The 24735-nt window shown below is 53.8% G+C and carries 22 protein-coding genes; 5 read left to right on the top strand and 17 right to left on the bottom strand.

Features of this window, described 5'->3' with window-relative positions; genetic code table 11:
- Nucleotides 1–765: 765 nt before the first annotated feature.
- The 8 genes from CRO33_RS04155 to CRO33_RS04120 all read right to left on the bottom strand — a co-directional run bounded on the left by CRO33_RS04155 (nt 766) and on the right by CRO33_RS04120 (nt 10461).
- On the bottom strand, nt 766–936 hold the full coding sequence (locus tag CRO33_RS04155) for a YlcI/YnfO family protein (RefSeq protein ID WP_072050617.1): 171 nt from the start codon (nt 934–936) through the stop codon (nt 766–768).
- A 110-nt stretch (nt 937–1046) separates the two neighbouring features.
- Entirely contained in the window at nt 1047–2693 is a 1647-nt protein-coding gene (cydC, locus tag CRO33_RS04150; protein WP_097117141.1) for a thiol reductant ABC exporter subunit CydC, read from the bottom strand.
- Nucleotides 2690–4450, bottom strand: a complete 1761-nt coding sequence (cydD, locus tag CRO33_RS04145; protein ID WP_255253238.1) for a thiol reductant ABC exporter subunit CydD — start codon at nt 4448–4450, stop codon at nt 2690–2692. Before cydD ends, cydC begins: the two co-directional genes overlap by 4 nt.
- A 6-nt stretch (nt 4451–4456) precedes the next feature.
- Nucleotides 4457–5506: a cytochrome d ubiquinol oxidase subunit II gene (locus CRO33_RS04140; protein WP_034823522.1), complete on the bottom strand. Its 1050-nt coding sequence runs from the start codon at nt 5504–5506 to the stop codon at nt 4457–4459.
- 15 nt (nt 5507–5521) lie between these two features.
- Nucleotides 5522–6964: a cytochrome ubiquinol oxidase subunit I gene (locus tag CRO33_RS04135; RefSeq protein WP_097117139.1), complete on the bottom strand. Its 1443-nt coding sequence runs from the start codon at nt 6962–6964 to the stop codon at nt 5522–5524.
- A gap of 973 nt (nt 6965–7937) precedes the next feature.
- On the bottom strand, nt 7938–9008 hold the full coding sequence (locus CRO33_RS04130) for a 4-oxalomesaconate tautomerase (protein ID WP_097117138.1): 1071 nt from the start codon (nt 9006–9008) through the stop codon (nt 7938–7940).
- Nucleotides 9005–9727: a 4-carboxy-4-hydroxy-2-oxoadipate aldolase/oxaloacetate decarboxylase gene (locus tag CRO33_RS04125; protein WP_097117137.1), complete on the bottom strand. Its 723-nt coding sequence runs from the start codon at nt 9725–9727 to the stop codon at nt 9005–9007. The genes CRO33_RS04130 and CRO33_RS04125 overlap by 4 nt, the downstream gene beginning before the upstream one ends.
- Nucleotides 9724–10461, bottom strand: coding sequence for a PIG-L deacetylase family protein (locus tag CRO33_RS04120; RefSeq protein WP_097117136.1), 738 nt, complete (start codon nt 10459–10461; stop codon nt 9724–9726). The genes CRO33_RS04125 and CRO33_RS04120 overlap by 4 nt, the downstream gene beginning before the upstream one ends.
- Before the next feature lie 129 nt (nt 10462–10590).
- Here CRO33_RS04120 and CRO33_RS04115 point away from each other — a divergent pair, with 129 nt between their 5' ends.
- The 4 genes from CRO33_RS04115 to CRO33_RS04100 all read left to right on the top strand — a co-directional run bounded on the left by CRO33_RS04115 (nt 10591) and on the right by CRO33_RS04100 (nt 15931).
- Nucleotides 10591–11820 (top strand): LysR family transcriptional regulator, encoded by a 1230-nt coding sequence (locus CRO33_RS04115; protein ID WP_097117271.1) that lies wholly within the window; start codon nt 10591–10593, stop codon nt 11818–11820.
- A gap of 236 nt (nt 11821–12056) precedes the next feature.
- Nucleotides 12057–13433 (top strand): MFS transporter, encoded by a 1377-nt coding sequence (locus tag CRO33_RS04110; RefSeq protein WP_097117135.1) that lies wholly within the window; start codon nt 12057–12059, stop codon nt 13431–13433.
- Nucleotides 13434–13443: 10 nt separating this feature from the next.
- The gene (locus CRO33_RS04105) at nt 13444–14424 is read left to right on the top strand and encodes a VOC family protein (RefSeq protein WP_097117134.1); all 981 of its coding nucleotides are present in this window, start codon (nt 13444–13446) and stop codon (nt 14422–14424) included.
- 136 nt (nt 14425–14560) lie between these two features.
- Nucleotides 14561–15931 (top strand): amidohydrolase, encoded by a 1371-nt coding sequence (locus tag CRO33_RS04100; RefSeq protein WP_097117133.1) that lies wholly within the window; start codon nt 14561–14563, stop codon nt 15929–15931.
- Between the two features lie 79 nt (nt 15932–16010).
- Here the strand turns inward: CRO33_RS04100 and CRO33_RS04095 are convergent, their stop codons facing one another.
- Nucleotides 16011–16220 (bottom strand): glycine zipper 2TM domain-containing protein, encoded by a 210-nt coding sequence (locus CRO33_RS04095; RefSeq protein WP_034823502.1) that lies wholly within the window; start codon nt 16218–16220, stop codon nt 16011–16013.
- Nucleotides 16221–16538: 318 nt separating this feature from the next.
- On the opposite strand from CRO33_RS04095, the gene CRO33_RS04090 reads away from it, so the two are divergent.
- On the top strand, nt 16539–16739 hold the full coding sequence (locus CRO33_RS04090) for a hypothetical protein (protein WP_097117132.1): 201 nt from the start codon (nt 16539–16541) through the stop codon (nt 16737–16739).
- Nucleotides 16740–16754: 15 nt separating this feature from the next.
- On the opposite strand, the gene CRO33_RS04085 is transcribed toward CRO33_RS04090, so the two are convergent.
- From CRO33_RS04085 to CRO33_RS04050, 8 genes are all read right to left on the bottom strand, one after another.
- The gene (locus CRO33_RS04085; RefSeq protein ID WP_097117131.1) at nt 16755–17345 is read right to left on the bottom strand and encodes a TetR/AcrR family transcriptional regulator; all 591 of its coding nucleotides are present in this window, start codon (nt 17343–17345) and stop codon (nt 16755–16757) included.
- 78 nt (nt 17346–17423) lie between these two features.
- Nucleotides 17424–17975, bottom strand: a complete 552-nt coding sequence (locus tag CRO33_RS04080; protein WP_097117130.1) for a cytochrome b — start codon at nt 17973–17975, stop codon at nt 17424–17426.
- On the bottom strand, nt 17975–19018 hold the full coding sequence (locus tag CRO33_RS04075; RefSeq protein ID WP_097117129.1) for a catalase family peroxidase: 1044 nt from the start codon (nt 19016–19018) through the stop codon (nt 17975–17977). Before CRO33_RS04075 ends, CRO33_RS04080 begins: the two co-directional genes overlap by 1 nt.
- 220 nt (nt 19019–19238) lie before the next feature.
- Nucleotides 19239–20105: a DeoR/GlpR family DNA-binding transcription regulator gene (locus CRO33_RS04070; RefSeq protein ID WP_097117128.1), complete on the bottom strand. Its 867-nt coding sequence runs from the start codon at nt 20103–20105 to the stop codon at nt 19239–19241.
- A 164-nt stretch (nt 20106–20269) separates the two neighbouring features.
- Nucleotides 20270–21217, bottom strand: a complete 948-nt coding sequence (locus CRO33_RS04065; RefSeq protein ID WP_097117127.1) for a D-ribose ABC transporter substrate-binding protein — start codon at nt 21215–21217, stop codon at nt 20270–20272.
- 69 nt (nt 21218–21286) lie between these two features.
- Nucleotides 21287–22342, bottom strand: coding sequence for an ABC transporter permease (locus tag CRO33_RS04060; protein WP_176505723.1), 1056 nt, complete (start codon nt 22340–22342; stop codon nt 21287–21289).
- 22 nt (nt 22343–22364) lie between these two features.
- Nucleotides 22365–23903, bottom strand: a complete 1539-nt coding sequence (locus tag CRO33_RS04055; protein WP_097117125.1) for a sugar ABC transporter ATP-binding protein — start codon at nt 23901–23903, stop codon at nt 22365–22367.
- Complete coding sequence (locus CRO33_RS04050; protein ID WP_097117124.1) at nt 23900–24553, bottom strand: DUF2291 domain-containing protein; 654 nt, start codon at nt 24551–24553, stop codon at nt 23900–23902. The genes CRO33_RS04055 and CRO33_RS04050 overlap by 4 nt, the downstream gene beginning before the upstream one ends.
- Nucleotides 24554–24735: the final 182 nt, after the last annotated feature.

Below are 24735 nucleotides of genomic sequence, written 5' to 3'. Positions count from 1 at the left end.
TTTTGCTGGGGTTTGAATCAGTTAACTGTAGTTGATGGCAGGAAAAACGCCTGAGATAGCGGTTAAGAATCATATCGGGATTTGAATGATTGTCGGTTTAGGACACTGGCTGAACGCTGCATTCTCTGACGTCGCTACGTGAATTCTGAGATTTTTTGTGAGGGATTGTTGCCAAAGATTGGCGTAGCGACGCCTTAATTTGGCGGCATTTTAAACGTTTAATGAAGGGTGTATTGATAACTTAGCCATGCTTATCAGGATGAGAGTGAAGATAACTCTACATTGAAGATCACATACAGGGCGCCTTCATGTGTACTTGTCTCATGCGAGCGAGCAGTTTTCATGAGTTAAGCGGCATGGCCCATGATGAGCCATTTACAATGTGAACGGCTAAGCAGAGTGGAGGGTTCGATGCTAAGTGAGAAACGTAAGTCGTTTACGTCAGCATGGGGCGCTGGCCATTCACAGCAATGCAATCAAATATCAGTAGGAGATAGCCCAGTTCAGTCTGGCGTGCGCAACCCGATACCTAATTTAACATAATATACATTACCCGTACTTTTATTATCTGGCTAAGTTAAAGTGACCTCCTGGGAAATGCGTGCGTTTTGCTGAGCTGGATGTGCTCTATAGCGTTCCACTAATGCGACGGTTTCTGGCATCGGGCACAGGCCTGAAATGAAAATTTGAAGAGTCAAATCAGATGAGGTTTCCCGTCCGTAACACGTCAGCGATGATGACCTGCCACCAACGGGAAATGATGAATTACTTCTTTCCGTTGCCAGCTTCCCGCGCTTTCAGACGACAGGCTTCGACAACCCAGGCTGAGAAGTTTTGAATGTTTTCGCTCTTCATACTCTCTTCGATTTGATCAATCAGCAGATGTGGGAAACGAATATGTTTTCGTCGGGTTTTGGAGTTTGTCATTTTATCCATGGTGATCCCTGGTCAGTTGTCTCACAAGTTTATTTTTGTATTGATTAAGCATCTGCTCAGATTGCCCCTAAGCAGATGTAAATAAACCAAAAAACAGATCCCTGCTCTTGTTATTGTTTATCGAGCAGTAACCGACTGTCCGCGAGGGAAAGTGGCTGGATCTGATGGGTCACCAGCAGCGTGGTTTTACCCTTAATGAGTTCTTTCAAGCAGTTAAGTACTAATTCGGTATTTACTGCGTCTAGCCCTTCAGTGGGCTCGTCCAGCAACACGATCGGCGCATGGGAAAGAAACGCGCGAGCAATCCCAATCCTGCGGGCCTGACCACCAGACAGACGCCCTCCTAATTCTCCCACCAGGGTGTCGAGCCCCAGCGGAAATGCGCGGACTTCGTCGTCTAAAGCGGCGCGCGCCAGTGCATCCCATAAAGCCTCGTCATCCGCATCCGGTGCAACCAGGCGCAGGTTGTCTCGAATCGATGCGTTGAAGAGATAGGTTTTCTGGCCAACCACTGAGATCATCTGACGCAGTGTATCTTCAGAGAGCGCCCTGACCGGACGACCGCCGATAGACACATCCCCTGCTGTCGTTTCCCAGAATCCTTGCACCAGATTCAGTACGGTGGTTTTTCCTGCTCCGCTGGGACCTAAAATCGCCAGACAATGGCCGACCGGCACGGTAAAGCTCAGCTTATCCAGTACATTAGGCGCGTCAGGCGTGTAACGCATTGTCACGGAAGAAAATGACAACTCGCTGCTTTCCGGTATCGGGCTGGTTTCAGGCAGGACAATCGCCGGTTTCAGCTCCGTCATGGAGAACAGACGGCGTGCCGCTGCGCGCGTAGTGCCGAGTGCAGCAAAAGCAGCGGGCAACCCGGCCACCGCTTCAGTGCTCGCCAGGATGGTGAACAGCAACATCACGATTTCACTGGCAGAAATGCCGCTCGCGTGCCCGGTGTTGAAGAGCAGGATAAAGGCGAAAAATAACCCGAGCTGTCCCATTAAGGCGCAGATCGCCCCGCCGCTGGCGCTGGTCCAGGCTTGCCGACGCTGTGCGCTGATCAGTTGCTGAGAAAGCTGGCGCAGATGATCGGTTTGATGACTAACGGCTCCGACCATCTGTAACTCTGCTAATCCACGCACCAAATCGGTGGATGCGGCCTGAACGGATGAGCGCACGGTAGCGATCTGGTTGCCACAGGCTTGCGTCAGTGAGGCCACAATCCACGGCACGACCACGCCCGCAAGTATCAGCACCACCGCATCAATCAAGGCCACTGAAGGTGAGAACCAGCAAATTCCTGCCAAAATGATGAGCGACGAGATCAGCCCTGCAATGGCCGGCGTCAAAATACGCAGATAGAAATTGTCGAGGCTATCTATATCAGCGCGAAAACGCGCCAGCACATCCCCATCGCGAAAATCCTGCAGTCGCGCAGGCGCAAGATGGGCTAACTGCTGATAGAACCAGACACGTAAAACCGACAACAAGCGCAAAGTTGCATCGTGCGTCACCAATCTTTCCAGATAACGCGCGAAGGTACGCAATACCGCGAGCCCACGAATCGCTGCAGCCGGAGTGAAAAACTCCAGTGCCAGTGAGCCCACGCCAGCCAGCGCCATGGACGTAATAAACCAGCCTGACAAGGCAAGCAGTGCCACGTTGGAGAGAATCACAATCACAGAGAGCAATATTCCCACCGCCATGCGGAAACGCCATGGACGCGCCAGGCGCAAGAGATGGCAAAGATCCTTCATGCGAGGTCTCCTGTTTGCAGACGCTCGAGTTCAGCGAAGACGCCAGCCTGATCGCGCAATGCTTGCGGCGTCCCTGCTTCAACCACACGCCCTTTCTCCAGCACGATAACGCGGTCGGCCGTGGCGGCAATCTCCGTATCGTGGGTGATGATCAAGCGTGCGCTATCCGGTAATGCATCACCCAAGGCGGCAATCATCTGCTGTGCCGTCTGGCGATCCAGCGCGACCGTAGGTTCATCAAGTATCACCACCGGTGGCGAAATCAATACGGCGCGGGCCATTGCAATACGCTGAATCTGCCCACCGGACAGCCCTTTTCCACCATCACCCAGGCGGTAATCATATTGCGCCGGCAACGAATGGATAAAAGTGTCAGCCTGAGCCAACTGTGCCGCTGCTTCAACCTCTGCCTGGCTGATACCCGAACGCGACAACAGAATATTTTCCGCAATCGAACCGGCAAACATAGTGGGTCGCTGCGGGAGCCAACCAATCTGTTGCTGCCATGCAGGAAGATCTAATGAAGAAAGATCCTTGCCATCAATGACGATGCGTCCTGAGTTCGGCGCGATAAAGCCCAGTAGCATTCGCGATAAGGTGGTTTTACCGGCACCGCTGGTGCCGACGATCGCCAGTGTTTCCCCGCTGCGTAAAGTAAAGGAAACATCGGTAACGCCGCCGCCCTCTTCATACTGATAGCTCACGCCTTCGACGTTGATTTCACGAGGTTTCGCCGGGAGCGCGTCATTACCCTGTGACGATTCCGGCGCTTCAGCATTGAGGATCGCCAGTAGACCTTCCGTCGCGCCAATTGCATCCATTCGGGCATGATAGTGCGTGCCCAAATCGCGCAGCGGACGGAAAAATTCCGGTGCCAGCAACAAGGCAAACAGCCCCGGCAGGAAGCCCATTTCGCCATAGAACAGACGGAATCCAACATACACCGCTACCATCGCGGTGCTGATGGTGGCAAAAAATTCCAGCACCAATGATGAAAGGAATGCCAGCCGCAACACCTTCATGGTGGTCTGACGATAGCTGTCCGAGATCGCTGCGATGATGTTCGCTTGTCGGCGTGCAGCATGGGTCTGGCGTAACGTTGTCAGGCCAGCAATCACATCAAAGAAGTGCGCACTCATCAGGCTGAGTTTGTGCCACTGCTTGAGGCTCATTTTCTCCGCGCCCTTTCCTACCACGATCATGAACAACGGCACCAGCGGCGCGGTGATCAACATGATCAAGCCGGAAACCCAGTCAAAAGGAAAAAGCGCCACCAGAATGGCAAGCGGCACAATGCCGATGATGATTTTTTGCGGAAGGAAACCAGAAAAATAAGCTTCGATAGCTTCGACGCCCTCACCAAGTGAGCTGGCGATACTGCCCGTACGTTGATGCTGGCTCCAGGCGGGCCCCAGTGTGGCGATGCGATCTAACAACATCCCGCGCAATCCCTGACGGATACGTGCGGAGGCTTCAAACGCAAAACCCTGACGCAGGATATCGATACCCGCGCGCAGCAACATCACAACCGGCAGCAATAAGAGATAAGGCAATAGCGCGGTGAAGGTTTTACCACCGAGGACGGCGTTGCTGATAAGCCAGGCTAACAGCCAACACTGTGCAATCATCAGTATGGCATTGAGCGCCGCCATACTGATGGACAGTGAAAATAAACCGCCTGCCTGGCGGCGCAGGCTCGAAAGCCAACGTTCCGCCAGGCGGGCTGCCATTCCACTTGGAGGGGAACTAGCAGACATGATGTCTTAGTGTCCCCCGTGACCAACCAGCTTGGAGATACGGCCGCGGAATACCCAGATCTGATACCAGTTGTACATCAGCATTACCGGAACAAAACCGCCCATGGTCATGGTAAAGGTAATCAGCGAAACCTGAGGGCTTGCGCCCGCCCAGATGGTCCAGGTGCCTGGCACGATCCACGGGAACATGGTCAGTAACATACCGAAGCCCAGAATAAATGCCGCGCCATTGAACCACATCACCGCTGCAAAATCTTTGTCCTTCAGGGTGTCACGACGCACCTGATCAATACAGACCAGAGCGATTAAGCCAAACAGGCCCCAGATCCAGAAATGCGGACCAAACCATTTCGCACGTGCCCAGTCGAAGATCACCGCACTCCACACCCAGGTAATCACCACGGCAGCGATAGCTAACCAGAAGATCACCGCCGTCCAACGTGCTGCATCCTGACGAATCGGTTCATTTTTCTCGAAGCGAGCACGTACGAACAGCACGCCTGCCAGCGTCATTGCCACGCAGGAAGCCACGCCGGTCCAGATGGAGAACGCTGAAATAAAGTTAAATGCGCCGCCCACATAGGTTGGAACCCCTTGAGCTGGCGAATCCATCTGGAAACCTTGCAGCAACGCACCAACGCTCATCCCACCAAAGAAAGTCACCGCGAGACTGGCGACACCGAAGATGCCGTCAGAAAACTTCTGCCAGAATGGCGAGGCCAGATGACGAAACTCCAGTGCCACCGCGCGGGACATAATGCCCCACAACACCAGCGCCATTGGCACCATCAGGTAGCTAAATGCCGAACCGTACACAAACGGGAATGTGCCGAACATAATACCACCGGCGACGATCAGCCAGGTTTCGTTGGCATCCCAGGTGCCAGCCATTGCCGACATGATCGCGCCACGTTCATCATGGTCGCGAACGAAGAGCGAGAAGATCCCCGCCCCCAGGTCGGCGCCATCCAGCGCGATATATAAAAGAACGCTGATACCAAATGCTAACCACCAGGCGATGATCAGGAAGTGCTGAGTCGAATTAAGCATGTCCATGGATTTAATCTCCCATCAAACCGGACGGATATATTCAGGATGGTCAGCATGACCACTGGCAGGCATTTCAAGGTGACCCAAATGCTCATGCCCCTCGCCCGGGATTTTGCTGGTCAAATCAGGACCCATACGCACCACTTTAGCGAGGAACCAGATGGTGCCCGCCACCACAGCGGTTTCAAAGATGGCAAAGCCCACCAGCCAGAAGATCGCCAGACCCAGGGTCATTGGACTCATACCGTCTTCGGTGCGCATCAGGCCATACACGATCCACGGCTGACGGCCAATTTCGCGCGTCCACCAGCCCGCAATCACTGCGATATAAGGCAGGATCACCATAATAACGGCCAGCGCCAGGAACAGCTTATTGCGCGGAGCCAGCTCAGCGGTCATGCGACGACGTGCAATCAGCCAGACGCCCCAGAGGCTCACCAGCAACATGGCACCCGCAGCACCTGACATGGCGCGGAAAGCGTAGAACGGCAACACCACAGGCGGTTGCTGATCTTTCGGGAAGCTGTTCAGGCCCGTTACCGTACCGTTCCAGGTTTTGGTTTCAATCAGGCTTAAACCGTGCGGGATATCGATGGACCATGCGAGGCCCGTGCCTTCTTTATTTGGCCAACCCAGGATGTGCCAGGCACTGTTGACGTTACCCGCAGAATCATAAGTATCGTAGTGCCCTTCCATTGCTGCCAGCGCCGCCGGTTTATGTTCCAGCGTGGCTTCACCCAGCACGTCACCCATATAGATCTGAACGGCGGCGACCACGGCCAGCGCCATCAGTGAATACTTCAGCGGCTTCAGGAACAGATCAACATGACGCTGTTTCAGCACATACCAGGCGCAGGTCGCCACCACGAAGCAGAGCGAGAGCTCGAAGCTTGCCAGCAGCATGTGCGGAAAAGCACTGCGCGCATTCGGATTAAACAGCGCGGCCAGCCAGTCAGTTACGATGAAAATACCGTTATGCAGTTCAACACCGGTTGGCGTTTGCATCCAGGAGTTAGCCACCAGGATCCACATCGCAGAAAGCGTAGAAGAGAGCGCCACGTTAAAGGTCGCAAACAGGTGCATCCCTTTGCTGATCTTGCCCCAGCCAAAAATCATCAGTCCGATAAAGCCGGCTTCGTACATAAAGGCGGTGATGGTCTCATAGCCGAGCACCTGACCAAAGAACGGCCCGGCAGCCTGCGAGAAGCGACCATAAAGAATACCGAAGGCCATTTCCATGGTGACACCGGTTGCCACGCCAGCACCGAAGTTAACGATAAACAGCTTTTCAAAGAAGCGACACAGGCGATACCACTGCTCATCTTGCTTCCTGACCCACATCAGTTCAGAGATGAACAACAGTGCAGCCAGTCCAATGGTTAGCGGGGGAAAAATGATGTGAATGGATGAAATTAGCGCGAAGTCAATACGCGTGATCAGCGATGTAAGATCGTTACTTAGCATGACTATCTTCTTTTTTTGAGTGACCGAATGAGTTAACGGCAATCCAGCGCCGTTTCACATGTTATGAAGTGAGATGAAGCAAGCTCGTGCATAACAAGTTGAAATCGGTGCCGCACTGTCGTCTTTCTCTTAACTACGAGCAACAACCACAGTTTATTTTCCAGACAGGTGACGTCTGGGAAATAGGATATTCACTTCGGCGTTCGTTCCGGAGAAAGAACGGGGAAAATAAATCACGATTGTTAACGAAATGTCTGTCGATAACACTTGCAGGCGTAGGTATCGACACGGCTCGTAATAAGAATTTTTCTGTAAATTATTCTATATTTTCGTTTACATAAAGGCATCCAAATTAAAGGGGTAACTTGTAACAAAAAGAAAAAATTCGCTGTATAAATGAATGATTTTCATGTGAATTAAATGTAATGAGAGCGTTAATTTATGAGGAATTTTTGATTTTAATCAACCTAATTCAAGGTTTTAGCGTGGTTTTGAGCGTTAATTATGATGCACTGAAGAGTGAAAGAATCGGCGTGCAGCCCGTAATGATGCGATTATCTTATTATTTAGCAGGGTTACAATTACCGTAGACATAAGCTCAACATCAATAATACGTAATTTTAACAAGCATTGAGTTATTGTATTTTAATAACAGCCGGAATGATTTAATTTAACAAACCAAAAACAATTATCACTTTCAGAACACTTAATTCCTGCGCCATTAAATCTTTAAAAACCTCGCTATTAAATATACTGACTCGTAACATTAAAGACACACCGTGCGCACACTTGTCACATTAATAATGAATCAGGCGACATTTATTTAAGGAAAATAAGGAGTCTGGCCAGGCAGTGTGAGTAGGAGCACGCAGTCACGCGTGGAAACGAAGATTTTGCAGAGCGAATGAAGAATGCCGACAACCCATAAGGTTGTCAGCACAGGAGAACGTCAGCGTGCAGGGTAATTCGTGTTTTAGTGTGAGCCTGGAATGGCGACCCGCCCGTCGAATAACAAACGTGCCGTACGTATCAGGCCGCTTTGCGTCACCTTCCCTGCCTCATCACGGGTCAGCATCACGCTAAACTCGCCGCTGGGATGCTCTACCGCCAGACGCTGCTGCCTGGCATCGGTAATCTGCGCGATGCCCTGCGTCACGGAACCGGGGATCAGGCAGGCTGTAGCCACACTCACCGCGCCCAGTACGCCTATAGAGGCGTGACAGCGATGGGGAATAAATGTTCGCGTGGATAGCGCACCGCCATTAGCGGGCGGCGCAATCAGGGTCATTTTCGGCACAGTTCGTTTGGTCACATCTCCAAGGTTCATCAGCGGACCTGCTTGTAAGCGGATGGACTCCAGACGCGCTTTTAACCCGGCATTACTCTCCAGCTGTTCACGGGTTTCCTGTCCAGTGCATCCCACATCCTCAGCACGCAGGATCACCACGGGCATACCGTTATCGATGCAGGTCACCTCAATCCCGTCAAACCGATTACGCGCCTCTCCGGTCGGTAACAGCGATCCGCAGCTGGAGCCTGCAATATCCTCGAATTGCAAAATTTGCTCTGCGCTAAAACCGGGCACGCCGTCTATCTGGGTCTCGCCCTGATATTCCACCGTGCCATCGGGCGTGGCAAATTGCGCCACTGCGATTTGCCCGGTGTTGACCATAAAGATGCGCACGCGCGTGATGTCGCCCTGTGCCCTTATCAGGCCCTTCTCAATGGCAAAAGGCGCCACGGCGGCGAGGATATTGCCGCAGTTCTGTCCATAATCGACTACTGCTTGATGCACGTTAACCTGTGCAAACAGGTAATCGACATCCGCATCAGGCCGCGTGGAGGGAGAAATTATCGCTACTTTACTGGTCAGCGGATCAGCCCCACCGATGCCATCAATTTGACGGGGATCGGGTGAACCCATGACGGCCAGCAACACGCGATCTCGTTGCGGCCCCGCTTCTGGCAGATCGCTGGCAAGGAAACAGGCGGCTTTGGAGGTGCCGCCTCGCATTAAGACACAGGGTATCAGCGATTGTTTCATAGCGAACTCTTTTGCAGGGCATCCAGAGACTCCACGTAGCGCAATCCCTTCTCCGCTAACATGCCACGCATTTGATAAATATCCAGCCCGAGCTCCCCCGCAGCCAGTCTTACTCGTTTACTCTCCTCATTGGCGACCCGCTGTTGTGTTGCCTCGGCAACGATGTTCGCATCCGCTCGCGGCACAATCACCACGCCGTCGTCATCGGCGACCACAATGTCGCCGGGATAAACCAGTTGACTGGCACAGATAATCGGCACGTTCACCGATCCCAGCGTGGCTTTTACCGTTCCCTGAGCAAACACCGCACGCGACCAGACCGGGAAACCCATCTCACGCAGGGTCTGGCTGTCACGGATACCGATATCGCCCACCAGCGCCACTACGCCACGCGCCTTTAATGAAGTGGCCAGCAGATCACCGAAGAAGCCGTCATGGCAATCCGAGGTCGGCGACACTAACAGCACATCGCCCGGCTGACACTGTTCGACTGCAACATGAAACATCCAGTTATCACCGGGAGAGACCAGCACCGTGACCGCACTACCGGCTACCGAGACACCTTGCTGAATGGGTCTTATACGCACATCAAGCAGACCTTGCCGCTGTTGCGCTTCGTGGACGGTCGCCACTCCGGCACGAGCAAACTGCGCAATCAGAGCGGAATCGGCACGCTCAATTTGCGTAACCACGATGCCTTTCTGGTTAACCCCGCTCATGAAAGATCCTCCGTCACCCGTGGGAACAGACTCTGATAGCCTTCGCCGTGGGTGATGACGCGCGTGGAAGTAATCCCAGTATTACGTTTGGCCTGTACGCCGCGCTGGAGCGCCACGCGCGTGTAGTATTCCCACAGGTGTTCCTGCCCGGCCATGCACTGAATCGCCTGATATTTCTTTTCCCAAACCGAGGTGATATCCAGCAGCACATCCGGTTTCCACAGGCATTGTTCAGGCTGATGCGGTTCAAAACAGTAAACCGGCGGTGCACCGATAATCGGTTCTCCCGGACGATATCCTTCTGCCTGTGCAATGATGCGTGCTTCCTGGGTGAGATTCGCCGCCAGGGGATGATCGTAGTTGTAAGGATCGGCAATCGAGTGCGTCAGCACAAAGTGAGGCTGCACGCGGCGAAACACATCGGCGAGGCGAAACAGCGTTTCCTTATTCGCGCGAAGGGGATAATCGCCGAGATCGAAGAACTCAATGCTGGCACCTAACACATCCGCGGCCCGTTCGGCCTCGGCCTGTCGATGCTGCTTGACGGTCTGCTCGGTCATATTGCCTTTGCGCCATAGTTTTGCCGACTCTCCGCGCTCCCCGTAAGAGAGGCAGACTACGTGCACGTCATAGCCGCTCGCACTGTGCAACGCGATGGCCCCGCCTGCGCGCCAGACAAAGTCAGCGGAATGGGCACTGACCACCAAGGCACTCTTTTTCACTGCGTTTTCCATTATGTTCCCCTGCTATTGCGTTTTTTTTATCCTGACACGCACCACCGTGAGCGAATAATGCCTTTCATTGTGCGAGCTATGATTTTTATTTATGTTGTGATCATTATCAGAGGTTCAGGGGCAGAGGGCATGCAGGAACAGGAAGACACTAATCACATTAAAATCATGCAGCTAAGGTCACTTTGTATGATTGCAGAACGGGGAACCGTCTCGGAGGCTGCGGAAGATTTATTTCGCACGCAATCGGCGGTGACGCGATCGATACGTGATCTGGAACACACTCTCGCCACGCCTTTGTTTGAACGTCATGCCAGCGGGATGCTGCTCACCGAGAATGGTAAATGTGTACTGCCACGCGCACAGCGCGCCCTCCAGGAACTCAAACAGATACCTGCACTTCTCGCTCGATTTAAACTGCGCGAGTCCATGCGGGATGACGCCGAACCGATTTGGTTGTTCAACGTCAGGCGCCTGCAGATATTTTTAAGGCTGTTTCATTTGCAGCATACGCAAAGCGTGGCCAGTTCGCTGAGCATCAGCCAGCCCGCCGTCAGTGCCGCGCTAAAGGTGCTGGAGAAAGGGGCCAACATCGTGCTGTTCCAGCGCTCGCCGCGAGGTATGCAGCCGACAGCTGCCGCGCGTGAAATGGCGCCACACATTAGCCGCGCCCTGAATGAAATTCGCCATATCCCGGAAGATCTTGCCGCCCAGCAAGGTGTTCTGCAGGGCACCGTTCATATTGGCGCACTACCTTTGTGCCGCAGTGTGTTATTGCCCCGCGCGATTGCCCGCCTGGTGACGGCACATCCGGCGATCAACGTCGTGACCAACGAAAGTGCCTTTAGCACGCTGATTACCGAACTCCGTGCAGGTGACGTTGATCTGATTGTCGGGGCTTTGCGTCATGACAGCAACGTTACTGATATCGATAATCGGCGGCTGTTCAGCGAAGAACTTGTGCTGCTCGCCAGGCCACAACATCCGTTAGCCGGTCGAACGTTAAGCGCTGCCGATCTCGCCGACACACAGTGGATTTTGCCGCGAGAAAACAGTCCGGCCCGCCATCTGCTAGAACACGCCTTTGCGACGCTGGATATTCCGGTACCCAAACCGGTGGTTGAGAGCGGTGACCTCGCCATCGTGCGCGGCTTATTAATGGACTCCGATATGGTGGCGGCGGTGTCATGGCACCAGCTGGAGTACGAATTGAAGTCAGGTGTGCTCCAACCTCTGTCCTTCACCCTACCCGATACGCGTCGTGATATCGGCATCACGTTGCGCGCGGGTGCGCTGCATTCCCCGGCTACATTGGCGCTGATTGAGTGCATCAGCGCCGAAGCTCATCCAACAGCGACCTAAACGAAATTCATACAAAGATTGCACGCCGTTTACGTATAGGGCTTTTCTACCGGGCACCACAAACCCGTACTGACACCGTCGATTATGACAACTCGCTCACAATATAAACGTAACTCATACCGCTAAAAGCCTTTTTTGACAGACAGCCTGCCACACGGTGCTTACCGTGGAGCTGGATGAGTTAATCATGACTTGTCATTCAATAGACTTTGCGTGCCCGAAGAGAGAGCGAACGTATGAATACAAATAAGCTGGTCGACATCAAAGCCTGGATTGATTCGCGACCCATTTCCGCCTTTCAGTGGCGCGTGTTATTCCTCTGCCTGATCATCATTATTTTCGACGGTTACGATGCTGCCGTGATGGGATTTATTGCGCCTGCGCTGATTGAGCAGTGGCATATCTCTCGCGCCGCGATGGGGCCGATCCTTGGCGCGGCGATGTTTGGCGTGGCGATTGGCGCATTGATCGCGGGTCCCTTATCCGATCGATTTGGCCGAAAAAAAATCATCCTGCTCGCGGTTATGATCTTCTCCGCTTTCAGTCTGATTTGCGCTTTCGCCACCACGCCGCTGCAAATGGCGATGATGCGATTCATTGCCGGGCTCGGGCTGGGCGCGGTCATGCCCAACTGCGTCACGCTGCTGGCAGAATATATGCCTGAGCGTCGTAAGGGCGTGATGATTACCCTGATGTTCAGCGGCTTTAATATCGGATCCGGTCTGGGGGGCTTTATCGCGGCCGCGTTGCTGGCGCACTATCACTGGAATGCGGTGTTGATTTTCGGCGGTGCACTGCCGCTGCTTATGTTGCCCTTATTAGGTTATCTGCTGCCCGAATCTGCGTTAAATTTGGTGGTGCGCCGGGCACCTCGCGCGCAGATTGCTGCTCTGCTTAATCGCATGGGCGGCCAGTTTCAGCAGGATACGGCGTTCGTGCTCAACTCTCCCCGGATCAATCGCAACAGCACCATCTCCCAGCTCTTCCACCACGGTTTTGCTCGCGGCACGATCATTTTGTGGGTGACATACTTTATGGGGCTGTTCGTGATTTATCTACTTAACGGCTGGCTGCCGACCATTATGCGCTCGGGCGGTATTTCCCTCGAACAAGCGGCGATTCTGGCGGGGTTATTCCAGCTTGGTGGTCCGCTGGGTGGTATTCTGGTCGGTGCATTGATGGATAAATGCAACGCCAGAGTAATGATTGGCGTGGTCTATCTGCTGGGTTGTCTCTGCTTGCTAGCACAAGGCATCTTCGCGTTTTCCGGGGTGGCGCTGGGCGTATTCATTTTCATTATCGGCATGTGTATTAATGGCGCACAGAATGGTCTACAGGTGTATTCCCCTGCTTATTATCCTACCGAAATGCGCGCCACCGGCGTGAGCTGGATGCACGGCATAGGCCGTACCGGTGCGATTCTCAGTTCTTCGATTGGCGGCTTGCTGATGGGTGCGTTCCCGGCGCAGTCGGCGATTTTCTTTATTCTCGCGCTACCCGCGTTACTGGCTGCGATCAGCATTGTGCTTCATCGCAATGTTTCTCTGTCTCTGAAAATAAAGGGCGCAGCACTGGATGACCTTCCGGCGCTGTCACAAACCCTCAATAAATAGGAATGGCATCATGACATCTCAACTTTCTGAACCCTGCTTCGATATTGCGCATCTGGCTCACGTGGAGCTTTACACCGACAAGTTTGAAGAGAGCCTCAACTTCTTTGTCAATGTTTATGGCTTGACGGTCACCGCGCAAGAAAACGATCACGCCTGGCTGCGCGCCTGGGATGATTATGAGTTTCACAGCTTGAAGCTTACGCGTCATCACACGACTGGCGTGGGGCACATTGCCTATCGCGCCGCTTCACAGGCTGCGCTGGAACGGCGTGTTGCGGCGATTGAAGCCAGCCCCTATGAAGTGCTTGGTTGGGTCAACGACGATCAGGGTCACGGACAGGCATTTCGCTTTACCGATCCTTTTGGCCACATTTTTGAGATCTATTACAACACGGTCCGTTATCAGGCACCCGATGACCAACGCCCGTCGCTGAAAAACCTGTCTCAGCGTTACCATGCGCGTGGCGCCTGTCCGCGTCGTCTGGATCACCTCAATCTGTTGGCTGCCGATGTCAGTGAATTCAAGCGCTTTATGGAAACCTGCTTAGGCTCCCGCGTCACAGAGATGATTCAGCTGGATAATGGGCGGATTGGTGGCTGCTGGTTCACCGTCAATAATAAAACCTATGATTTGGCCTGTACTGAAGAGCACGGTGGCGGCAACGGACGTTTGCACCATGTGACCTACGCCACCGATACGCGAGAAGACATACTGCGCGCGGCCGACATCTTCCTGGAAAATGGCGTGCATATTGAAACCGGCCCACACAAGCATGCCATCCAGGGCACGTTTTTCCTGTATGTCTGGGAACCGGCGGGGAATCGCGTCGAGCTGGCCAATTCCGGGGCCCGACTGATACTCGCGCCAGACTGGCAGACGGTGGTCTGGACGGAAAGCGAACGCAAGAAAGGCCAGGCGTGGGGCCTGAAAACCATTGAGACGTTCCATACTCATGGCACACCGCCGATGCCCAAACCGCAAAATCATTAACCCTTCTACAGAACATCGGATAGCGATGCTGTCCGATGCGTCATTACTTTTCTCCATAGTTATCAGTGGAAAAAATCACAGCACAGCGCTTATCGCTCCTCTAGGGTGAATCTCCCCTACAAGGAGAACATAATCGATGAGCCTCATGACTTCCGGCAACCGCCGGGACTTTCTTTCCGCTGGCATCAAACTCACGGCGGCAGGTACGCTGCTCGGTGCCGGAATAAGTAGCCGTAACGCTGCGGCCACTGCCTGTCCCCCTGAAAACCTGATGCAGATTGACGTTAGCCACTATCTGCTGCGGAATGTGCGGCTGGAAGAAGCCTTTGTACGTCATCACGACGTGATCACCGCGACACGCACCGGGTTGTACGATATCGAAATCAACGGCGCAAATATCGCGGGTATCCACGCGGCAGGTTTCAGTAGCACCCTTCCCTCCTGGGATGCGGCGGGCCATATTTTGCTGCCTGCAACGCGCGATATGCACATCCATCTCGATAAAACCTTCTATGGTGATGGCTGGCGCGCCCCGCTGCCGCGTAAAAGCGTGATTGATATGATTCATCAGGAAGAGCAGATTCTTCCTGAGATCGTGCCGACCTCCGAAATGCGTGCCGAGAAGCTGATTGGCCTGCTGCAATCGAAAGGCAGCACCGAAGCGCGCAGCCACTGCAATATCGACCCGATTAGCAAACTGGACGGGTTGGCGCACTTGCAACAGGCGATTGCTAACCACCGTCAGGACTTTACCGTGAAGATTGTCGCCTTCCCGCAGCATGGACTGTTGCGGTCCAGGGTCGAAGGCATGATGCGTGAAGCGATGAAAATGGGCGCCAATTTTGTCGGCGGCCTGGATCCGACCAACGTTGATGGTGCGATGGAGAAATCGCTGGATACGATGTTCAGCATCGCACTGGATTTTGCTGCGCCGGTGGATATCCACCTGCACGAAACCGAGCCGCACGGTGTGGCCGCGATACGCTACATGCTGAAAACGGTTCGTGAGAATCCGCAGCTAAAAGGCAAAGTCACCATCAGCCATGCGTTTGCGCTGGGCACGTTATCGGGGAGTGAACTGGATGCGATGATCGAGGAACTCAAAGCGCAGCAGTTCAGCATCGCCACCACCGTGCCGATTGGGCGCGTGATCATGCCATTGCCGCAACTGCGTGCGGCGGGCGTACCGGTATGGTCCGGCACCGATACCATTGCCGACCACTGGCAACCTTTTGGCAGCGGCAGCATGCTGGAAAAAGCTAATGTCTATGCACAGTTGTATCGTGGCCCGGATGAGTTCTCATTGAGTCGCGCCTTGGGTATCGCCACCCATGAAGTGCTGCCGCTGAATAGTCAGGGTGAACAACAGTGGCCGAAGGCGCAGGATAGCGCAACGATGATGTTAGTGGCGGCGAGTTGTTCTGCCGAAGCGGTGGCGCATGTTGCACCCGTGATAGCAACCTTCCATAACGGCAAACAGGTATTTGGCCAGTTAAAGAAAATTTAATCGGAGAATAAAATGAAGGTTTAAAAGTTATTATTTCGTCGCGCATTGAGTGCGCGACGAAATAGATCAGCAGGATGAATCAACGACTCACTTCATGACCAATCAAGCCACCGATGGCTGCACCACCCAGCGTACCAAAGGTGCTTCCGCCGGTTAATACCGCGCCACCCACAGCACCAACACCCGCACCTATTGCCGTATTACGACCACGATGCGACATGCCACAGGCGGTAACTGATAAACAGACTAAAGCGACAATGGCGATACTGCAGCTGCGTTTTAAAAGCATCGAAATCCTCATTACCATTAAAAAATGGAATGCAATTGTTTTTAATTTGATTGTTGTTAAGACACCAAATCGTTGGCGACTTGCACTGCTCGTCGGCGCTAATTTAAGAGGATTTGTGAAACGACGAAAGGTAAAAATTCCTATTTTCAGGCGGTACTGGCGAAGCGGTGAGAAAGCGCGCGAAACGCCCCTACCCGGGCTATCACGGAGGTTTAAACCTGCTGTGCTCTACTGCAAATTCCTCCCTTGACTGCCAGCCTACCAACTAGTAGATTAATATTTATTCGGCTTACCTTAGCAATGATTTCAGGGGGCATTGTGAGTGTGATTCATTTTCCTAACCAATATCCTGACTGCCGTCCTTCAGATTGTGAATCAACGCAAGCGGATAAACAGAATGTTCGCGAATTTGCGTTGAACATTGCTGCGCAATTACGCAACGATCCTGAATTAAATAAGCAGGCACCTTATCTGGTGGATAAAGTGATTCTGTTGTTGATGAAAGAGTCGCGAAGATAAATGGCCGCAAAGCCATTAAACGGAAATAACCAGACTGTTAAGCACCGGTTTAATCATGGGTAAGAACAGTTCGGGGTTATTAAACGCGCGCGCGGCAATCATCGCACCATGCACCGTCGCCATCAGCGATTTGGCCTCCATTTCCGCCCCTTCACGCAGAATAAACACCCCGCGCTTTTCCCCCTTCTGCAGCACACCGGCCAGCCACGCGGACAGATCGGCGAAATGTCCGGTGACTTGAGCCGCCACCTCTTCCGGTAAGGTCGGCAGCTCCACTGCCAGCATCACGCAAATACAGAACGGTGAGCTGTTTTCCTTAATGCAGGTTGCCCAGAAGTTCACATATCCGTTCAGCTCAGCCAGCGGATCATCACTGAAATGCTCACTGGTCGCGGCCATGCCGGCTCGTGCCTCCTCACGATAATCATTGACCACCGCCAGCACCAGGTCGGCTTTGCCCGGAAAATGATGATGAATACTGGCTTTACGGATTTGTACGCGTTCTGCCAAATCGGCATAGCTGAAACTTTTATAACCACCAGCTGTGAGCAGCGCTCGGGTGTGGTTAATGATTTCAGTGGCTTTAGGCGAACGTTCAACGGTCATGCAGGGCTCCGGCAGCAAAGATGAAATGGCTGCAAATCAGCAAATTGGCACTGAACCTACTGACCTGCAGCGGTGATGTCAAGGCGCTTCAGAACGCTTACGGCGGCCGGTCATACTTCTGAAGACGCCATCACGCAGAATCAGCGCATGGAACAACGCGGCGGCAAGATGCAGCATCACCGTAACGAACAAGGCTAAAGCAACCCAGGTATGCAGCGGACGCAACCAGGCATACAGATCATTACTGATTGGCGTGATGGGGGGCAGCACCACACTGCCTCCCAGACTGATCGGATAGCCTGCCGCCGACAGCATCGCCCAGCCGATAAGAGGTTGCGCAAGCATCATTACGTACAACGCCCAATGCGAAAGGTGTGCCAGCGCTTTTTGCCCGTTTGATAACGTCTCCGGCAAGGCCGGTTTGGCGGTGGTAAAACGTAGCCACAATCGCACCACCACCAGCAGCAATATCATTAAGCCCAACGGCTTATGGATCGCCACGAGCAAGCTGTGCAGTGACGAGACGGTGGCGACCATGGCCACGCCGATAAACAGCATGGTCATAATAGCGGCAGCCATCAGCCAGTGAATCGCGCGCAACGCCGGATGGAAAGTCTCTGTGTGTTTCATCAGTGTGCTCCTGCCTGTTCACGGGTACGGGCGTTGTAGGATTTGGCATAAGCCGATGAACGTGCATTGAGGATCGGATCATCCGAGGCGGTGATGCCCTCGGGCAGAATTAGCGAATCGTAATTGATATCGTTACAGGCGCCCTGCTGCTGCGGCGTGGTTTGGTTGATAGTCAGGGTTCCTGCATTGATGGTCTGCCGGTCCGCTGGCCAGGCAATCGAAGCATCGCTGCTTTTATCCTGCGCGTCTGCGACAGTGATGATCAGGTCCCACTGCAGCGGCCCTTTGGCAAGACGCTGTTGCAGATCGTTCTGCAGGAAGTCGCTGTCATTCTTATCGGCGGCATTGATGGGCTGATACTCGCTGTGCGGCACCATACTCCAGCGCACCACATGGCTCTTGCCGGCCGAATCAATAAAGTTGAAGGCGTTAAGGCTATTGTAGCGATCGCTGGCCCAGCTAGAGGAAGGAACATACTGCTGCGCCCAGCCGAAGAACGGTTTGATTTCGGGATGTTTTTCTACAAAGGCCTGAATCTTCGCGGGATCGGGCTTGCCTGTTTTGGCATCCGGCAGCGTGGCGATTTGCAGATCGTAAAACCCTTCCACGCTCTTCACCGGAAACATCGGCATGGCATTCATCCCGGTGCGCCACTGCTGACCATCTTTTTGGTAAAACGCTAACGCCATGCTGCGCACCGGCACGGCATAATCCGGGGCGTTTGGATTGCCACCGGCAATAGCAAAGCGCCCGATCACCGGGGTTTCGCCCGGTGCAAACAGCCCGGCACGCGACAGCACGCTGGCATTGCCGTTAGCGACAAAGCTGCCGTTGATGCAGACGCCTTTGGCATGATTGCGTCGGGAGCCGGGATGCTCCCCGCCTGATTTTTGTAGCACGGTAATGAGCTTATCGGAGGTCAACTTATCCGGTGTTAACCAGCCGCCAACCCAGAGAAATAACGCGATGACTATCAATGGTACCACTGCAATAGCGGCCAGACGGGTGAGTGTCTGGCCGGTCGTCAGAGAAGGCTTGTTCATAGATTCGCTCAACATGGCATAAATTAAGACAAGGCAGTTACCCGAGCTGAATGATTAGCGCGTGGCAATTAATTACACCGTCTTCGTTCACGGCGGTAGAGTCATCAATCTACTAGTAGGTAGATTGCATTGTCAAACGCATTTGAACAGGCCGATGCACCACTGCCGCGGCCGACAGTGAGTGCCTCAGGTTATCTGAAAGAATAAGTTTACAGGTGAATCAGGATTCTTCGCGCGATCCAGCGTGGGTCTTCATCGGTGCAACCACGACATTCACACCCAGATCCTGCAGACGACGCAGAACTGGCACCGGCGTGCCCTGATTGACAATCACCACATCGAACTCGCTGAGATGGGCAAAGCGGTGCAGTGCCCGGCGTTCAAATTTGGTGTTATCCATCAACAGAATACGTTTCTGCGCGGCATCAAACATCGCTCGTTTGGTTTCGACGGTTTCGGCTGATTGATGAAACACCGCATCATCGATGATGGCTGACATGCTGACGAAGAACACGTCGGCGCGCAGGCTGGCGATTTCTTCACGGGTCATGCGACCCATAAAGGCATTACACCAGTGATAAAACTGACCGCCCAGCCCCATCAGCGTGATATCGCGCCCGTTGCGCAACTCATTCATCAGCGTCAGTGAGTTGGTGATCACCGTTAACGGGGCGCGCGCGTGTAACAAGCGCGCCATCTGCAATACCGTGGTGGAATCATCGAGGAAGATCGCCTGTCCTGGCTCCAGGTAAGTGGCCGCCACCTCAGCGATGGCTTGCTTCTCTTCCAGTTGACGCGTCGCGCGGTAGATATCGCTGGACTCGACCAGGCTGGTTGGTGTGGCGGAGACCACCCCACGCGATTTATGCAGCAATCCGCGTTCGACCATCTCATCAATATCACGGTGCGCGGTCATCAGACTGATGCCGAAACGGTCGGTAATATCTTCAATGCGAATTGCGCCTTCTGCCATCACGGCTTCCGCGATCAACTGGCGTCGCGCCAACTGCCGCGCCTGACGACTGTCGCTGGGTAAGGGTTCGGCCATGAAGACGTTGAGAGAAGAGTCCTGCGGGTTGTGCGCCATATTTCGTCCAGAAAGTGATGCAGAAATGCGGGTTCCAGGTGATTACAACGCGGAAACGCGCCTTTTGCAAATGGTGTGGTGTTTGGACTCACGAGAAGGGTTACAGCGACGCACCGGAGTGCGTCCGCTGAGCAGTATGCGGCCCGAAAGCCGCACGTCATGCATTACTGCTTCAATACAAACGGTGATACGAAATTGCCCGCGTTCTCTTTGGTGATCAAAATGCAGTCAAACAGCTGTTTTTCCGATGCTGCGCCGGTTTTACCGGTTTTCAGGAAGCTGTCAGCCTGCTCTACCGCTTTCTGCGCGAACTGCGCCACGGGCTGCATCACGGTATACGCCAGCGTACCGGCTTTTACGGCATCAACGGCATCCGGCGAGCCATCAAAACCACCGACTTTGATTTGGTTCAGCTTGCCGGCTTCTTTCAGTGCGGCAATCGCCCCCAGCGCCATTTCATCGTTGCCGCTGATCACGCCTTTGATGTTCGGGTTAGCCTGCAGCAATGACTGCATCTTGTTGAAGCCCTGGGTACGGTCCCAGTTGGCGACTTCCTGACCCATTTTCTTCAGCGTCGGGTACTGTGACAACACGGTATCAAAACCATTGGCACGCGTTGCCGCGTTGTTATCGGATGGTGGGCCCACTAATTCAACATAGTTGGCGGTATCGCCTACCTGTTTCACCCACTCCATCGCGCCCACCGCCGCGCCCTGCGCATTGTTAGAAACCAACTGCGCTTTGGCCAATCCGCTCTGATTCAGCTCGGCGTTAATGATAAACACCGGGATGTTCGCTGCAATGGCTTTTTTCACTGAACCGACAGAACCATCGGCGTTAGCCGGATCAAGAATAATCGCCTTTGATTTGTTGGTGATCGCCGTATCAATCAGCTGGCTTTCGGTGTTGGTATCACCTTTGTGCGCGCTGACTTTTGCGCTGTAGCCAAGTTTTTCAGCGGCTTTTTGCGCGACCTGACCTTCTGTCAGCCAGTAAGGGTTGGATGGATCGTTGACGATGATGGTCATCAACCCGTTATCCGCCCAGGTCGGTGCAGCGAAGGTGGTGATCGCCATCGCTGCGGCAGCAATAAACAAACGTTTTGTGAACATAGGTGCTCCGTTATTATTTAGGGTACAGGTTTTACGGATAACCGCGCGCTGCCAGACAGCGCGCGTGAGTTAGCGACTGCGTTTGCCGTATTGCAGGGTGTTGAGCAATACCGCCAGCACAATCACGGCGCCAGTGAACACCGTCTGCCAGTAGGCAGAGACGCCGATAATCACTAAGCCATCAGAGAGAAAACCGATTACAAAAGCGCCCAGCAGCGTGCCGCGCACGTTACCGCGACCACCGGTTAAGGCCGCACCGCCAATCACCACTGCGGCAATCGCGGTCAGTTCATAAGTGGTGCCCGCCGTTGGACCGGCTGAAGTGAGCTGTGAAGAGAGCACCAGCCCCGCCATCGCGGCACAGATACCCGACAACACATAAACGCTGATTTTGATACGTTTCACCGGCACGCCGGAGAGGTCGGCGGCGCGCTCATTACCCCCCGAGGCATAGAGCCAGCGGCCAAACGCCGAACGGCTCAGCAGAAAACCACAGGCCAGTGCTACCACACCCAGCACCAGCACACCGACAGGGATATTGAAGATGCGATTGAAGCCGAGCCAGTCAAAGCCGGTGTTGCCTAGCGCATCACTTCCAGAGAGTTTGTTGTAGGTCAGTCCGTTAGTGATCAGCAGGGCAATACCGCGCGCCACATACATGGTGCCGAGCGTGGCAACAAACGCCGGAACGCGGAACCAGGCGATCAACACGCCATTGACCAATCCCACCAGCGCGCCAATCACCAGCGTCAATATCGCCACCGCCCACACGGGCAGATACAGCACGACACCTAGCGCGTCGAGGTTAATCCCCTGCATCATAAAGCCGGCCATCACGCCAGCCAGACCCAGCGTTGAACCGACGGACAAGTCAATACCGCCATTGAGGATCACCAGCAGCATGCCAATCGCCGGTAAGCCAAAAATCGCCACATGCGATGCCATGGTCAGGAAGTTGGCGCCGGTAAAGTAGTTAGGCGAGAGCAAGGAAAAGGTGATAATAATCACCAGCAACGCAATAAACGCGCGCCCTTCCAGCAGCAATCGCGCCAGATTGAGACTTTTATCGGTCTTCTTTTTACTCGCGACGGGTGGCGAATCCAGCGTGTGTGTTCTGTCTGTCATACCGTTTGCTCCGTTTTTTATGTCATGCCACCAGAGACTCGCCTGAAGCGGCCATAATGCGTTCTTTGCTCACGCTGGAATCGAAAATGGCGTTAATGCGCCCTTTGCTCATCACCACAATGCGATGCGCAATACTCAGGCATTCGCCCACTTCCGAGGTGGTATACACCACCGCCAGCCCCTTTTTGGCGTTTTCCGCCAGCAGACGAAACACTTCCGCTTTGGCACCGATATCAATGCCGCGGCTGGGTTCATCCAGCAGAATCACTTTGGGACGGGTGGCCAGCATTTTGCCGATCACCACTTTTTGTTGATTGCCACCGGAGAGCGATCCGATGGCCGCCTCGCCGCCAGCGGTTTTCACCGTGACGTTGCGAATACTGTCCGTCACCAGCTGCTTTTCACGTCGCGGTGACAGCACCAAACCGCGCACAAATTCGTTGATACTGGCGAGCGACAGGTTTTCGCCCACTGACATGGTTTGCACCAAACCGTCGCGTTGCCGATCTTCGGGCACCAACGCAAGGCCGATTTGAATACGTTGTTGAATGGTTAAGCCGCTGACATCGGTATCCTGCAGCAGAACGCGGCCCTGGCTTTGATGAATACGCCCGGCGATACACTCCAGCAGTTCGGTGCGCCCCGCGCCCATCAGGCCATAGATGCAGACAATTTCACCGGCTTTCACTGACAGTGAGAGGTTATCCACCAGCCGAATCCCGGTTTTGCTTTTCACCGTCAGGTCTTGCACGGTCAACGCCTGGTCACCAAACTCATACCCTTGCGGCGGCGAACCCAGGTCAAAGTGATCGCCCACCATATTGCGCACGATCCACTCGAGATCGATCTCATCGCGTTTCGCGTACGCGGTCATCACGCCATCACGCAGCACCACGGCGCGATCGGTGATCTCCAGTGCCTCTTCGAGATGATGTGAGATGTATACAATGGCTACACCCTGACTGGTGAGATCGCGGATCACCTGGAACAGCACCGCGACTTCCGCAGCACTGAGCGCCGATGTCGGTTCATCCATGATCAGAATCTGTGAATTCACCGACAATGCACGGGCGATTTCGACAATCTGTTGTTGGCCCAGACGCAGGTTTTCCACCGGCGTCAGCGGATCAATTTCCTCCTCCAGCGCCGCCATCAGATGGGCGGTTATGCGGGCTTCTTCCGCGTAGTCCACCCCACCCGGCTTCATGATTTCGCGCCCCATAAAGATGTTGTCGCGCACGTTCATGTTGGGAGCGAGATTCAGCTCCTGATGGATAATCGAGATGCCGCAATCGCGTGCTTCAGTGGCAGAGCGAAACACTTTCTCTTCGCCGTTGTAGAGAATTTCCCCGGATGTTGGCGTAATGACGCCCGACAAAATTTTCATTAGCGTGGATTTACCTGCGCCGTTTTCACCAAACAACGTGGTGACTTCACCGCGACGGATCTCAAAATTCACGCCTTTAAGTGCATGGGTCGATCCATAGATTTTGCTGATGTTGCGCGCTTCAAGGATCACTTCGCCTTTTAGTAGCGCCGGGTTAACGTTGAATGGTTTCATTTCACCTCCAGACTGACTGGCGTCACCATCCAGTTATTCGGCGCGAGCAAACGGAACACCCCGACCACCTGCACGGTTTTCCCGGGCAGCGCATCACGATCCAACTTATCCAGTACTTTGGCTTTCATGGCGCGATTGATCGCCGAACCGGCGTTTTGATACTCAATCTGGTTGGTAAAATCGCCGAACTGGATTTTTCCGCTGGCATCACGTAAATCGGTGCCGGTAATGGCCGGGCCCGTTTGCAGGCGAATCACATTTCCTTCCGGTAAACCGGCCACTTTCAGTGGGAAAATGCCCATTTGACCGGGCTGCACCACGCCTTCCAGCTTGACGGGGATCACCGGGAGCGGCGAACCCACACCGTATTTCTGTACCGCTTCCTGTTGATTGGCTTTCAGCGCATCGGCGAGGGTTTTGGCATCCACCGCACGCGCTTCCACATCCTGCTGAATACTGGGGAAGGTTTTCTCCCCGTAGCTATCCGGCGAGAAACCTTGCTCTTGCACATCTTGCTCGGAACCGATTTTCACCAATTTTGTGTCAATGGCCATGGCGGCAATCACCGCAACCACCACAACACCGATGATGCTGTAGCGGCGGATGCGCTTGCGGGAGAGCTGCTGTGCCAGCATTGAGACATCGGACATAACGTGACCTCTCACTGTTATCTGCTGCGATAATCGCCGCATTAAATGTTATAAATGTGATAACTCTTGTGATGAGGATTGTGCTGATGTGACTAAATTGTCAACAGGGGGTTCACGAATTTTTCAGGAGCGCGATCTGGATCGCTAAATTCACACCTTAACGCCTTCATCGCTAATAAAAG

The sequence above is a fragment of the Pantoea sp. GL120224-02 genome (assembly GCF_900215395.1).
In the GTDB taxonomy this organism is placed as follows: Bacteria; Pseudomonadota; Gammaproteobacteria; order Enterobacterales; family Enterobacteriaceae; genus Pantoea; species Pantoea communis.
The sequence above is the reverse complement of the archived record's forward strand: the minus strand, read 5'-3'. Positions and strand labels throughout refer to the sequence as shown.